We start from the raw sequence: 14719 nt of genomic DNA, 5'->3' as shown, positions 1-14719 counted from the left end.
TACCCTGTACCCGTATGACACTATATTTTTACAAATTTAAAACTACCTTACAAACAGAAGGTAGTTTTAAAGATTATCTGTTCTTTTCCCTTTTTATGATATCTTTACAGATTTCTATAAACCTATCTATTGTATAATCATAAAAGTTTTTAAAAGTGCTGCAATAATAGTACTCTAACGTATTTTCATCTCTATACCTTTTGCAACCACCTTTGCAAAGAGGCCCATACTTACACTCTTTGCATTTATCTAAAGGTTCTTTTATATCTATAAATTTAATACTTGATTTAAGTTTTGGTACATCTTTAAAAGATATTTCGTTTATGTTTCCAATTCTCTTATCATCTGAAACATAGAAATCACAAGGGTATATATCCCCATTTGCTTCTATTACATTTTGAATACTGCAAAATCCCATAAGTTCGCAGCTTTCAGGTTTCATTCCGAGAAGCATTGCACAAATATTCTCAAATAACCTTACGCTCATAAAATCGCCTTTTTTATAGTCTATATACCACAGGTCAAAAAACACCTTTAAAAACTCTTCGTACTCATCAGGAGTTAAAGAATATTTTTCTTCTCCACTTTGCTTAAATCCCTTATCTAAACAAGGAATAGTTTGAACAAAGTTTATATCATTATCTTTATAAAACTTATAAAGCTCTCTTGCATTTTTAGCTGTTTCCTTTGTTATAACAGAAAGAATATTGTATTCTACGAAGTCTTTATCAAAAATCTTTTTAGTATTAAAGGCCTTATCAAAACTTCCATTTTCTTTAAGATTAACTCTATATTTATCATGTAAAAATTTAGGCCCATCTAATGATAAACCTACTAAAAAGTTTTCTTCCTTTAAAAATATAGAAAACTCTTCGTCTATGTTATATCCATTTGTTTGAATTGAATTTTTAACTAATATTTTTCTTTTATTATATTTTTTCTGTAATTTTATTAATTCTTTAAAGAAATCTAAACCTATAAGAGTAGGCTCTCCCCCTTGAAACGCAAATACTACACCATCTTTTGAATAATCAAAAGCTTTCTTAACTATATTTTTAAGAGTCTCTACCTTCATATATTCTCTACTGATATTAGAATTTTCTTTTGAAGTAGATTTATAAAAACAATAATCGCACTCTAAATTACAATCTGATGATACCGGCTTAATTAATACACTTAACATATCTAACAACTCCTATTTTATCTATTACACTTTATTTTTTTCTTACACTATTATTTAAAGCAACTTTCATACCATATAAAAATTAAATTACCTTTCACTAAAAAAGCTATAACTGATGTTATAGCCTTTTATATATATCTAATTTAAATAATCTAATTCTCTTAATTTTATAATGTAATAAATATTTACTATCTCCGCTATAGGAAGAGTCACTTTATACTCGTTTAATATCTCTTCAAAGATCCTGTTTGTCTCTTCTATAAAATCCCTGTGTTCTTTTTTGAATTTTTCTTCCTTAGGGTGTGATATGATTGCATCTCTAAGTACAAGTCTTTCTATAAGTGCACTTATATGAATAAACAAAGCTAATTTTAATTCGCTCTTAAAATCCATATGTAGAGCTAATTGATAATTATTTATTATTTTTGAAACTTCATCTATTATCTTATTTGGATTTAAAATAGTAAGCTGGTTTATTATATTTTGAAGTGAGAAAAATTTTATAATATCATCTTTTATTTCTGGTAAAGTCTTTTTCTTACTTATATCATAAAATACCTCTTCTAAAATACTATCTGATTGTCCACTAATTAAATTTTGTAATTCAATAACATTAACACCCTTTAAATCTAATGCTGTAGTTGATATAATAAGCTTTACATCATACCCTTTTAAATTATTGTTATTAGATATTCCGTTTACTATACTGTCATAATCTTGTGCTATTATTTCTGCATCAGATTCACCTATACATTTTTTAAGAATTTCTCTTATTTTTTCAGCAGTTCCAACTCCTGAAATACAAGTAACTACTATAGCTTTTTTCTTATTTTTAGCTTCATAATATTTAAATTCTGTTTTATTATTTAGGGAGCATTTTTTTACTATAGTTTCTACAGGTTCGTTATTTATAATATTATTTGCAACATCTAAAGCAAGTCTAGTTGAAATATTATTTATTATTCCAACATCTCCATTTACGCAGTCTTTAAGTTCGTTGTATATTTCATTTAAAGAACCCATATCTACTAAGATCACTATACCTTTTTCTGTGTTTATATAATTTAAATAATCTTTTATTTTTTTAGTTACTGTTGCTGTTGTAACATCTATTGGCATATCAAAAGGTTCAAATATAAAATCTTCAAAACAAGTATTTGCAACAGATGCTATACTACTTGCAGTTGAAAAGCCGTGGGCTACTATAATACCTTTAATTTTGTTTTTGTTACCACTTGAAATACTATTTATATAAAGAGTTATAACTATAAGTATTAAGTCGCTAAGCTTACTATCTAGTGTATTTTCAATAATCTCACTTAATTTTTTGCTAACTAAATAATTATCAGTAAGCTTCTTTTTAATTATCTTTATATAATTTTTAAATTCTGATTTTTTACCTAGTTCCCTTTCATCAAAGTTTCTTAAATAAATAATTGCATAAGTTAAAACCTTTGTTGTATTTCCGTAATATTTTATACCATAATTTTTTTGTATAAACATAAGTGCATTATTTACAATATTAAAGATAAGCTCGTAAGTTAAAATATCTTTTTCTATGTTTGAATTATTAAAAACAATCTCTTTTAAAATATTATTTAAACTTCTGTTTGAGTTCTTTTTAAATTTTTCATACTCTAACGTTCCAACATTATAATTGTTTAAAAACTTAAAAATATTTTTTAATTCCGTAACTATAGTCTGATTATAAGAGGTATTATTAATACTGATATTAGTTTCTATGTTTTCATCTCTAAACACCTTCATATTCTCAAAATAGAAGTTATCTTTGATATTTATAGAATTTTTAAATTTACCTGGAAGGCTATCTAAATTAACACTTATAGTTTGGTCCTTTGTGTTCATTCTATAGGAGTTTGCAATACTGCTTATTATTATATTTTTTAATAGCCCAACGTTCCCATTTCCTTTTATTGATAACAATGAATTAATTACATTCTTATTTATAATTAAATCTCTTCCTATCTCCTTTGCCTCATCTTTATAGAAACTATAAACCATAGAAAGTCTTTCTGATACAGTCCTTTCAGAAAGGTTTGGAATCTCTACAAATATAGGTATCCTTCTTCTAAATGTATCTAATAAAACCTCATCTAGATTTTCAGTAGTTGCAAAGATAAACCTTACGTTTGCACTTCTCCATTTGTTAGTTTCACCTATTCTTCTAAACTTTCCTTGGTCTAAAAATAAAAATAGTTTTTCTTGCCCTTCTGGAGATAGTCTATGTACTTCATCTAAAAATAAATACCCGTTATCTGCAGCTTCAATTAAACCTATAGCATCTTTATCGGCACCTGTAAAAGCACCCTTTTTATACCCGAAAAGGTTAGCTGATAATAATTCTTTATTGTTTGCATAATCTGCACAGTTAAAAGTAACAAAAGGTGCATCTTCTTTGATGCATTTTTTATAAATAGCGTATTCATAGATAACCTTAGCTATATAACTTTTACCTACTCCACTATTACCAGTTAAAGTTATAGGAAGTCCTTTATTCGGGTAAACAGCAGCTGCCTTGCATTGTTCTATCTGCTCTTTTAGACTGCCTGTACTACCTATTATTTTAGAAAATGGATCTTCTAAAAAAGATTCATCTTCTGACTTTTCTTTTTTATTTATAAAATTTGTGTCAAAAAAATACACAGGTCTAGTATTAGTCTTTACGACCTTTCCTTCTCTGCATAATTCATTTAAGTAGTGACTAACTACATTTCTTTGAACGTTTAAAATTTCTGCAATTTCTTTTGCTGTTATTCCAACAAAATCTTTTTCTTCGGTTACTTCACAAAGTTCTCTAAGTTTTAAGAACACCTTCTCTTTAATTGTCATTTTAAAACCCTCTTCCCCATTTAAATGTTTACATTCATAAATCTTAGTTAAGATTATAATAAACTTTTAACTAAGTGTAAATATTTTTTTACATTTTTTAGTGACACAAACTAATTCATATGACACTATACTTGGCATAGTAATTGCTTTTTAAATTAATAAAACTATTTCTGGAGGGAAAAAGATTTATGAGAAGATTTAAAATAAAAGAAGATTTTTATTTAGATGGAGAAAAAATAAAATTAATTTCTGGTGCCGTTCACTATTTTAGAATAGTTCCAGAGTATTGGAGAGATAGATTAGAAAAGCTAAAAGCAATGGGGTGTAACACTGTTGAAACTTATATCCCTTGGAATATACACGAACCAAAGAAAGGAGAATTTGATTTTTCTAACAATAAGGACATAGTAAAGTTCGTAAAACTTGCTGAAGAGTTAGACCTTTTAGTGATTTTAAGACCAACTCCATACATATGTGCTGAGTGGGAGTTTGGAGGACTTCCTTATTGGCTTTTAAATGAAGATAACATAAGAGTTAGAAGTACAGACACTAAATTTATTAATCACGTATCTGATTATTTTAAAAAGTTATTTAAAATAATCACTCCCCTTCAAGTTACAGAAGATGGACCTGTTATTATGATGCAAATAGAAAATGAGTATGGTTCTTTTAGTAATGATAAAAAATACCTAAAACAAATAAAAGATCTTATGATACAAAACGGATGTACAGTTCCTTTATTTACTTCTGATGGCGGTTGGAGAGAAGTACTAGATTCTGGTACTCTTTTAAACGAAAATGTACTTCCTACTGCAAACTTTGGTTCAAGGACTAAAGAGCAAATAGGCGCCTTAGATACCTTTATGAAAGATAATAATATAATAGGGCCTTTAATGTGTATGGAGTTTTGGATAGGATGGTTTAATAATTGGGGTTCTGAACTAAAAAGAAGAGACTCAAAAGACGCCTCAAAAGAATTAAAAGATATGTTAGATGTAGGTAGTGTCAATATCTATATGTTCCACGGTGGAACAAACTTTGGTTTCTTTAATGGGTGCAGTTACCATAACGGAATAGATCCTCAAACTACTAGTTATGACTACGATGCCCCTTTAACTGAATGGGGAACTTATAACGAAAAATATCATGATTTTAAAAATGTAATTTCAAAATATAGATCTATACCTGATGTTGAATTAACTACTGATATTAAATTTAAACATTACGGAGAAATTAAACTAAAAAATAAAGTGTCCCTATTTAATACTTTAGACTCATTATCTAAACCGCTGTATAATGACTATACTTTAAATATGGAAAAACTAAATCAAGGCTACGGATACACTCTTTATAGGTCTAATGTTGGAAAATCTAGATATTTAGAAAAAGCAAAATTAGTAGATTGTGATGATAGAGCTCAAGTGTTTGTAAATAATAAGCATATAATAACTCAGTTTGGAGAAGAGATCGGAGAAAATTTCAGCTTAAATCTCCCTTTAAAAGAAGATAACATATTAGATGTATTAGTTGAAAATACAGGTAGAATCAATTATGGTGCAAGCCTTATAAGCCCTAAGCAAAGAAAAGGCATAAAGGGTGGAGTTATGCTTGACCTACACTTTCAAACGGGATTCTATCATTATCCTTTAGATTTATCTAATATAGAAAAAGTTAATTTTGATGGAGAATTCATTCCTAATACTCCTGCTTTTTATGAGTATACTTTTAATGTTTATGATAAATGTGATACATTTTTGCACCTACCAAAATTTAAAAGAGGCTGCGCTTTTATAAATGGATTTAACTTAGGTAAATTTTCCGATTTAGGCCCTACTTTATATCTTTATATACCAGCCCCACTTTTAAATTATGGAGAAAATAAAATAGTAATATTTGAAACTGAAGGTAAATACTCTGATTCAATAACACTTAGCGATAAACCTTTATATAAGTATTAAAAATAAAAAGTGGCTACATAACTTTAAAGTTATGTAGCCTATTTTCTTTATAAATCACTACTAAATCATTTTTTATAAAAAAATTTTTGAATAACAAGTTTGTGAGCTAAATCTCTAATCATATAATAAACTGGCATAGAAAATCCTACTATAGCAGTTACTATAATAACTCCGTGAAAAAGCAAATCTATAACTATATCACCCTCACTTAATCCATGTATTATATCGTATGCACAAATCAAGGGTAATATAGATGATGTTATTATCATAACCCTATTTACAACTCTTAAAATCGGTTTTATATCTTTAAATTCTGATTTTAAAATTCTCTCTGCTACAAATAGCGTTATTCCAGGATGTTTTTCATTTAATATAATCATAAGTACTATTATGAAAAAAGGTATAGTAATTAAAATCACATCTTTTAAAGTATAACTGCCTGGACCGTCCCCTATTATCCAATAAAGCAATTGCACAGTAAAAGCTAAAAAAGCAATTAATCCTTTCATTAATAATTCCCCCTATCACTATTAATGATACTATTAAAATAGGAATAATTGTTATATTTATTAACAAAAGTTACATATTATTTAAAATAATACAAATTTAAGCATAAAAAAATCACTTAGCTTTTGCTAAGTGATTTTTTGGCAGGGGCAGTAGGACTTGAACCCACAACCAATGGTTTTGGAGACCACTACTCTACCAATTGAGCCATACCCCTAAGACATTAGTTATTATAATATAGCTCTAGAAAAAATGCAATACTTTTTCGTTATTTTTTTGAAACAAGCTTTGAAAATTGTTTTAAGTTATCAATAATTAAATCAGAATACGTTATATTACTGTTATAAGAATCTAAATCTATAACTTTACAATCATCATCTTTATTTTTCTTTTCATTACTATCTTTTATTAAAACTATTTTATCTTTATCTATTTTTTTAGCTTTTGCAAAGTCTTCTATGCTTTCGTTATCTTTTAAAAGCGTATAGTTTATTCCTATACTATTTAAGAAATAATTAAACTTGTCATTTCTAGTTACAAAAGTAAACTTATCTAATCCTTTAACCTTTTGAAACTCTGCATTTGCTTTATCTACCTTTTGAAGCATTTTGTTGTAATTATCCTCATAAAAACTTCTTCTTGCAGGATCGTTTTCTTGAAGAAGAGTTTTTGCATTATAAAGCATTACTTTATAGTTGTTTATACTAGTCCAGTAATATGGATTTACTTCTACCTTATCTTTCTCTTTAAAAGTTTCTTCTCTAACTCCTCTTGAAAGATCTGTAACGGATACATTATTCTTATTTAGGTTGCTTGTTAAATCGTTAATCCAAGGCTCAAAGCTATTTCCTGAATATAAAAACAAATCCATATTAGAAATATTATCTACAGCGTCCTTAGTTACTTTATATTTTTTTATATCTTTTTCTGATTCAAACATATAACTTACGTTATGAATATCACTTGTTAATTCTTTTATCATATTGCTTTGCATCTTATTAACTGTCATTATATTAAGGAACTTTAATCGAGTTTCGCTTTCCCCATTTGTAGGCGTATCCGCCATAAGCGATTTTGAACCCATTCCTAAAAATAATGCAAATGTTATAATAAGCATAACAAAGGTTAATTTCTTGATTTTAGTGTCCATAAGATTTCTCCCTATAATCTAAATTAGATTAAACATATCAATACCATCTGTAAATATTTTGTTATTCTCTATTTTACTCTTTTTAATCTTTTTTTTCAATGACTTTTCTTTTTAATATTTTTTGGATAGAATATAAAGATAGAATGGTGCTTAGAAAGGAGCTTTTTGATGGAGTTTGAAGTACGTAATATAGAAGAAACTACTGCCCTTGGTGAAGCTTTAGGGAAAATTTTAAAACCTTCTGATATAGTTTGTTTAACTGGTGAATTAGGGACTGGTAAAACTCATATAACTAAAGGAATCGCAAAAGGTCTTGGAATAGATGAACCTATAACTAGTCCTACCTTTACAATAGTTAACGAATATGACACTGGAAGATTAAAACTATATCATTTTGATGTTTATAGAGTTAGCGATCCAGATGAGATATATGCAATAGGTTTTGATGACTACATTTTCTCAGACGGTGTATCCATTATAGAGTGGGCTAACTACATAGAAGAAATCTTACCTTCTGAATATCTTCATATATATATTCAAAAGGATTTAGAAAAAGGAGAAGATTATAGAAAAATAACAATCACTCCTTACGGCGAGAAATACAATTATATAAAGGAGCTATAATTATGAGAGTTTTAAGCGTAGACTCATCATCTAAATGCGCAACTTGTGCAATATTAGATGAAAGCGGCATAATAGCTGAATGCACCCTAAACAACAAAAGAGAACATTCTGTTTTATTAATGCCTATGATAGAGGATCTTTTAAAAGATTCAAATCTTACAATAGAAAATATAGATGGATTCGTAGTCTCTAAAGGTCCTGGATCTTTTACAGGTCTTAGAATCGGTATGGCTACTATAAAAGGTCTTAGCTTTGGAGGAAATAAACCTTATATAAGCATTTCATCTTTAGAGGGGCTTGCCTTCTCTGCTTCTCCATTTGACGGAATAATTTGTTCTGTTATGGAAGCTTTAAGAGAAAATGTTTATGCAGCTATGTATAAAGTAATTGACGGAAAACTTCAAACTATACTAGAGCCAACTTCAATAGATATAGACAAACTTATGGAAATAGTCAAAGAAAAAGATGAGAAAATTATTTTTGTAGGGGATGGAGTTTTAAAACATAGAGATTATATAAAAGAAGAATATCCTTCTTCTAATTTTGCAAATAACTATTTAAACCTTATCCGTGCATCTTCAATAGGTGAAATCGGTCTTTACCGTTTAAAAGAAGGAATTAAAGATGATGAAAATTCTTCACCACTTTATCTAAAGCAACCTCAAGCTGTTAGAGAACTTAATAAAAGACTGGAGCTTAAAGGAAATGAAATTGATTCTTAAAGAAATGGATGAGTCTCATATTTTAGAAGTTAAAGCTATAAGTGACTCTAGCCTTAAAGAAAGCTGGTCTTTAGATTCTATTAAAAATGAGTTATCAAATTCTCTTGCAACTTATATAGTCGGAGTTTTAGATAACAAGGTTGTAGGTTTTGCTGGCGCTTGGTTAATAGCCTCAGAAGGCCAGATAACTAACGTTTCAGTATCTAAAGATTTTAGAGGACAAGGAATCGGTTTTAGCATTATAAATGAACTTTTAAAAACCCTTTCTTCTAAAGGTTCTAAAGAAGTAACTTTAGAAGTTAGAGAATCTAATTTAGCTGCACAAAAGCTTTATGAAAAATGCGGTTTTAAAAACGAAGGAATAAGAAAAAACTTCTATCCTGACAAAGAAAACGCAATTATAATGTGGAAAAGAGATTAAAAAAGATGATGCATATTTTTTATGCATCATCTTTTTTTAAGTAATTATAGTATCTAAACAACCATTACTTATAGCTTTATCTTTTAAATTTTCCATAAATTCAAGGCTTGGACTTTCTTCTTCGTGAAGTTTTATTCCCTCTTCTCTAACTCCAAACTCCCTATACTTTATAATTTTATATCTGCATCTATCTTTTATTATCTTTGATGTTTCATCTATAGTTTTAAAACTATCTAAATTATTGCAAACTACTGTCCTCACTTCAAATATCTTATTTAAATCTAATAGATATTTTAAATTTTTTATAGGTAATTTATTTGAAGCACCTGTAAGAGTTATATTTTCTTCTTCGTCTATAGATTTTATATCTAACATAAACTTATCTGTTATATATACTAAATCTTTGTTTTTCTCTAAATCTATATTCCCATTTGTATCTACAAAAACTGTAAGTCCTAAATCTTTAACCTTTTTAAATAGCTCTACTAAAAATTCTTTGTTTAAGGTGCATTCTCCACCGCTAACTGTTATTCCACTAATAAATGGGCTACATTTTTTAATTTCTTCTAATAATTCTATAACGTTATAATCTTTAGTTTTTGGTGAGGAAAGATTTTTACAAACCTTTATACACCTATCACAATCTATGCACTCTTCTCTATCATAGCTTACTTTCCCAGAAGCCATTTTTAAAGCACCGCTAGGACAACCTTTAACGCATTCTCCACAGTTGTTACACTTATTTATAGTCTCTGGGTTATGACAATAAGTACAAGAAAAATTACAGCCTTGAAAAAATATAACCATCCTGTTTCCAGGCCCGTCAACACAAGAAAAAGGAATAATTTTATTTACTACTGCCATTATCTAATCACTTACTTTCTTATTTTTCTATCAAAAGCCATACAGTTCTCTTTTGCGCCTAAAGCAAATATATCTGTATTATTTAAAACAGCTTTTCCGCTTTTTAGTTTTTCTACTTCTGATTTTTTAGCTAAGTATCCAGTTACTCTTATAACGTCTGCTCCCTTGCCATAAAGAGAAAGATATCTTATTCCACTATTAAACGCACCATTTATAATATCTATTAAAGATTCTGGGTGGTCATTATAAGTATCTTCAAATATAAATATATCACCTATACCATTAAAGAAGTATTTGTGAAAAGGAGCTGATTGCATTATATGCTTAAATATCTCTGGCTCCTCCCCTACAGGTATTCTGCAGCCTGGAGATACATGATGATCTAAATCTATTCCAACTTGTGCATGAAGTACGTGATGACCATCAAAGCAATCTACTCCATACCCTTTGTGATTATTTACAATTAAATTTAGTTTTTCAATTATTTTAAGACCTAAGTCGTCTGCTTTTTTTGAATAACCAAATCTATCTTTTTTATCCTTTGCATCTAATAGAGTGTTTACTGCTTCAGCTAACCCTACAACTCCAAACATTCCAGTAAATAATTCCTTTTTTATAAATCCTTCTCTTACTAAAAAGTTAGTCTTAAAAAATGGTGTCTCATCTACTAAAAATCTAATTCTCTCATCTATATAAGCTAACATTTTTTCACTTACATAAGGTAATACATTATCTAAAAAGTCTTCTATAGAATTAGCTTTTTTAGCTACTTCATTTAACTTTATTCTAACTAATGTATAACCTCCTCCACCTATATGGAATCCGTTATAACAGCTAGCTATTGCATAGTCTTCAGTTTTAAAGCTCTCTACATCCATTTTATGATTAGCAAAGCTTGGCTTAGCTGTACTTAGTGCAACTTTTGCACATAAATTTATAAAATCTCTACTTGTATTATCAATATCATATTTCATTGTTAAATTTGGAACTGCACACTGAAGTTCATCCATAGCTTCTAATATAAGTCTTCCTGAAACTGTTTCTTTAGGCCCAATATTTGCATGAACGAATGAGTCAGTTAAAGTTCTATCTATATGTTTTAAAAATAATTTTATAGCTTTTTTAGCTTCTACTTCATCTTTAACAAAGGGCTCTAAAAGCTCGTCTATATTTCCAAGATAAACAGGGAAAGAAGTAATTGATGGAACGTGCTTATAAAAAATCAATAGATTGTTTGTAGCATCCCATATATCTTCTGGTTTATCTAAGTTTAAAAACTCGCACCCTTTTTCCATTAAAATTCTATAGTCTGGAATTATATATCTAGATCTATATGGCGCATTCCCCTCAAACAAATTACATATGCAACCATCTTCCATAAGTTTTTTTGTTTCGTCATCAACATTTAAAACCTCAATTGTGTTTTCAGCATAACAAGCTAAGTTTTTAACTCTTTGAGCATAAGTTAAAGATTCATCCTTTATGATTTCTAATACTCTATCCATCTTTTCCTCCTATGTACCATATACTTTAAATCCATTGTAAACCTTAACTTTTATTATTTAAAGACTTGATTTTTATTTTGTGAACTTTTTGTACATAAAATATTTTTAAAGGCTATCTCAAAAAAACTTTTAAGATAGCCTTTATTTTAATTTGTGTATTGAATAGGTAATTTATATAAATGTGAGGGTGTTAGTTCACATTTATTGCATCTTTATTTTTCTTTTTGTAGCTTCCAAAGTTAGGCTCAACTTTAAAGATAGCAACTGATACCCTCTTATAAAGAATATAAGTCATAACTGAAACTACTACAGCCTTAATTGTATTAATTGGAACTAATCCAACCATAATATAATTAATTAATTCTGAACCTGACAAATGCATCCCATATGCAGGTAATAAAAGATAAGCATTAGCTAAAATTCCAACGATATTAATTGATATCCCACCAACTATCATTCCTATAATTGCAGTTTTCTTTGATTTATTTCTAAAGTAAATAAATGCAGCTGGTGCTATAAGTGAAGCACCTATTAAAAAGTTTGCAAGTTCTCCTATACCTCCTGTGCTTGTACCACTTAAAAGTAAATTCATCATAACCTTTAAAAATTCTATAAGAATTCCAGCTAAAGGTCCAAAAGCAAATGCACCCATAAGAGCTGGTACGTCACTTAAATCAAGCTTTAGCCAAGGAAATGGTGTAAGTGGCAATTCAAAGAACATTAAAATAAATGCTATTGCTGCAAGTAATGAGATTTTGATAGTTTTGTTTAAATTTTTGTTTTTCATTTTGATATTCCCTCCCAAATAGAATCTTCCATTTAGATAAGTCATTGGAACTTTAAGATTAGCAAAAAATTACCTAAGATAATTTAAAGTTATCTAAGAAATTAAAAAAGCCCTGATATAAAAAAGTATATCAGGGCAGAATTTACTAAAACTTAAGCAATTCTAATATCTTACCTTCTTTCATCCAGACTATACTGTCGGCTTTGGAATTACACCAAATCATGCAAAATTTGCTCGCGGGCTTTACCGCCGGTGGGGAATTACGCCCCGCCCTGAAGATTTAAATATTTAATTTACTTCTTAAGTATAAAACTTTGTTATTTTTTTGTCAACTGTTAATTAAATAACATTTTAATTTCATAATTTTAGTAATTAGTGTTAAAATATCCTAGAAGGGTATTTACATATAAGGAGGGGTTTTATGAAAAAAATATTTTTTAATGGTGACATCTTAACTATGGATGAGGACAACTTATTTTCTACCGCTGTATTAATTCAAAATGGAATTATAAAAAAAGTGGGTCTTGAAGAAGATATTCTAAATTTGAAAGACGAAAAAACAGAATTAATAAATCTAGAAGGACATACTTTAATGCCTTCATTTATAGATTCACACAGTCATATTTCATCTTTTGCAAATACTTTAAGATTTGCAGATTTAAATAACATAGATAACTTTGATGACCTTATAAATACATTAAAAGAATTTAAAAGTAAACATAATTTGTCTAATGAAGAATGGATTGTTGGATTTGGGTACGATAACAATCTATTTAAACATTCACTTCATCCAACTAAAGGAATTTTAGATAAAGTTTCTTTAACTAATCCAATAATAATAGCTCACAAATCAGGACATATGGGGTCTTGTAATAGTGCAGCTTTAAGAATGCTAGAAATTACTGAAAATACTTCTGACCCTAAAGGTGGCATTATAGGAAGAATTAAAGATTCAAATATTCCAAACGGATATCTTGAAGAAAAAGCATTTATGTCGTGTGCTTCTAAAATACCAGAAGCTTCTTTAGAAACTAAAAAGAATCTTTTAATTAAAGCTATGCAAATTTATTCAAGCTATGGAATCACTACAGTTCAGGATGGCTTTACTACGTCAAAGGAATTTGATTTATTTAAAGAAATCTCAAACTCTAAGGATTTTTCTTTAGATGTTACTTCTTATATAGATATAAAAGATAACAAAGAAACATTTGATGATAATATTTTTTATTTTCATAAATATATAAATGGTTTAAAAATAGGTGGCTTTAAATTATTTCTAGACGGGTCTCCCCAAGGTAAGACAGCTTGGATGACTAAGCCATACCTTAATTCCACTGATAACTACGTAGGCTATCCTATTTATGATGATGAAACAGTAAAGTCTTTAATAAAATATTCTTTAGATAAAAAGGCTCAGCTTTTAACTCATTGTAACGGTGATGCAGCTTGCGATCAACTTCTTAATTGTTTTGAAGAAGTTATAGATAATTCAAAAAGCAAAGAAACATACAGACCTGTTATGGTACATGCCCAGTTAATAAGATACGACCAAATAGATAAGATGAAAAAATTAAACATGATACCATCTTATTTTATTGCTCACACTTACTTTTGGGGTGATACTCATATCGAAAACTTTGGAGTTAAGAGGGCGTTTAGAATAAGTCCTGCTAGGACTACTTTAAGAAAAGATGTTCCTTTTACTTTCCACCAAGATACACCTGTACTTCTTCCAGATATGCTTAAAACTATTTGGTGCGCCGTAAATAGGGTTACAAAGTCTGGAGTAGTTATAGATGATTCTGAAAAGATACTTCCTCTTCAAGCACTAAAGGCTATAACAATAAACGCGGCCTTCCAATATTCAGAAGAAAATACTAAAGGTTCTTTAACTGAAGGTAAACTTGCTGATTTAGTAATTTTAGATAAGAATCCTATTAAAGTTCAATTTGATGATATAAAAGATATAAAAGTATTAGAAACATTCAAAGAAGGCGTTTCTATTTATAAAGCATAAATAAATGGGGTTGTCGCATTAGCAGATTAAAAATCTGCTAGCGACAACCTATTTTTATGGATTTTCATATAAATTTAGTTGATCAGTTAATTGTGAAATTTCTGTTTTGAAAAATAGACGCACTTAAATAA

The 14719-nt window shown here is 28.5% G+C and carries 12 protein-coding genes, 1 tRNA gene and 1 riboswitch; of the genes, 5 read left to right on the top strand and 8 right to left on the bottom strand.

Annotation, left to right across the window (positions count from 1 at the left end; genetic code table 11):
* Positions 1 to 73: 73 nt before the first annotated feature.
* Both INR60_RS00065 and INR60_RS00060 read right to left on the bottom strand, forming a co-directional pair.
* Positions 74 to 1183: an anaerobic sulfatase maturase gene (locus INR60_RS00065; RefSeq protein ID WP_194189427.1), complete on the bottom strand. Its 1110-nt coding sequence runs from the start codon at positions 1181 to 1183 to the stop codon at positions 74 to 76.
* 138 nt (positions 1184 to 1321) lie between these two features.
* Positions 1322 to 4033 carry a sigma 54-interacting transcriptional regulator gene (locus INR60_RS00060; protein WP_194189426.1) on the bottom strand — a complete coding sequence of 904 codons (2712 nt, stop codon included), beginning with the start codon at positions 4031 to 4033 and terminating at the stop codon, positions 1322 to 1324.
* Between the two features lie 188 nt (positions 4034 to 4221).
* Here INR60_RS00060 and INR60_RS00055 point away from each other — a divergent pair, with 188 nt between their 5' ends.
* A complete protein-coding gene (locus INR60_RS00055) occupies positions 4222 to 5991 on the top strand; it encodes a glycoside hydrolase family 35 protein (RefSeq protein WP_194189425.1) in 1770 nt (589 codons plus the stop codon).
* A 65-nt stretch (positions 5992 to 6056) separates the two neighbouring features.
* Here INR60_RS00055 and INR60_RS00050 read toward each other — a convergent pair whose 3' ends face one another.
* The 3 genes from INR60_RS00050 to INR60_RS00040 form a co-directional block, all read right to left on the bottom strand.
* Positions 6057 to 6500: a hypothetical protein gene (locus tag INR60_RS00050; protein WP_194189424.1), complete on the bottom strand. Its 444-nt coding sequence runs from the start codon at positions 6498 to 6500 to the stop codon at positions 6057 to 6059.
* Between the two features lie 139 nt (positions 6501 to 6639).
* Positions 6640 to 6715: transfer RNA gene (locus tag INR60_RS00045), tRNA-Trp, on the bottom strand.
* Positions 6716 to 6766: 51 nt separating this feature from the next.
* Positions 6767 to 7648 carry a metal ABC transporter substrate-binding protein gene (locus tag INR60_RS00040; RefSeq protein WP_194189423.1) on the bottom strand — a complete coding sequence of 294 codons (882 nt, stop codon included), beginning with the start codon at positions 7646 to 7648 and terminating at the stop codon, positions 6767 to 6769.
* A 168-nt stretch (positions 7649 to 7816) separates the two neighbouring features.
* Here INR60_RS00040 and tsaE point away from each other — a divergent pair, with 168 nt between their 5' ends.
* Genes tsaE through rimI form a run of 3 tightly spaced genes read left to right on the top strand, consistent with a single transcriptional unit; the run spans position 7817 to position 9415 of the window.
* Positions 7817 to 8272, top strand: coding sequence for a tRNA (adenosine(37)-N6)-threonylcarbamoyltransferase complex ATPase subunit type 1 TsaE (gene tsaE / locus INR60_RS00035; RefSeq protein ID WP_194189422.1), 456 nt, complete (start codon positions 7817 to 7819; stop codon positions 8270 to 8272).
* 2 nt (positions 8273 to 8274) lie between these two features.
* Entirely contained in the window at positions 8275 to 8994 is a 720-nt protein-coding gene (gene tsaB, locus INR60_RS00030; RefSeq protein WP_194189421.1) for a tRNA (adenosine(37)-N6)-threonylcarbamoyltransferase complex dimerization subunit type 1 TsaB, read from the top strand.
* A complete protein-coding gene (rimI, locus tag INR60_RS00025; protein WP_194189420.1) occupies positions 8978 to 9415 on the top strand; it encodes a ribosomal protein S18-alanine N-acetyltransferase in 438 nt (145 codons plus the stop codon). Before tsaB ends, rimI begins: the two co-directional genes overlap by 17 nt.
* A 36-nt stretch (positions 9416 to 9451) precedes the next feature.
* Here rimI and INR60_RS00020 read toward each other — a convergent pair whose 3' ends face one another.
* The 3 genes from INR60_RS00020 to INR60_RS00010 all read right to left on the bottom strand — a co-directional run bounded on the left by INR60_RS00020 (position 9452) and on the right by INR60_RS00010 (position 12571).
* On the bottom strand, positions 9452 to 10279 hold the full coding sequence (locus tag INR60_RS00020; RefSeq protein ID WP_194189419.1) for a YjjW family glycine radical enzyme activase: 828 nt from the start codon (positions 10277 to 10279) through the stop codon (positions 9452 to 9454).
* Between the two features lie 11 nt (positions 10280 to 10290).
* Positions 10291 to 11784 carry a YjjI family glycine radical enzyme gene (locus tag INR60_RS00015; protein ID WP_194189418.1) on the bottom strand — a complete coding sequence of 498 codons (1494 nt, stop codon included), beginning with the start codon at positions 11782 to 11784 and terminating at the stop codon, positions 10291 to 10293.
* A gap of 190 nt (positions 11785 to 11974) precedes the next feature.
* Positions 11975 to 12571, bottom strand: a complete 597-nt coding sequence (locus INR60_RS00010) for an ECF transporter S component (RefSeq protein WP_194189417.1) — start codon at positions 12569 to 12571, stop codon at positions 11975 to 11977.
* A gap of 168 nt (positions 12572 to 12739) precedes the next feature.
* A riboswitch (FMN riboswitch) is annotated at positions 12740 to 12855 on the bottom strand.
* 137 nt (positions 12856 to 12992) lie between these two features.
* Here INR60_RS00010 and INR60_RS00005 point away from each other — a divergent pair.
* A complete protein-coding gene (locus INR60_RS00005; protein WP_194189416.1) occupies positions 12993 to 14588 on the top strand; it encodes an amidohydrolase in 1596 nt (531 codons plus the stop codon).
* Positions 14589 to 14719 lie beyond the last annotated feature (131 nt).

The organism is Clostridium chrysemydis, assembly GCF_015234215.1.
GTDB classification, from domain to species: Bacteria; Bacillota; Clostridia; order Clostridiales; family Clostridiaceae; genus Clostridium; species Clostridium chrysemydis.
Note: the sequence above shows the minus strand (reverse complement) of the source record. Positions and strands in the feature narration are given on the sequence as shown.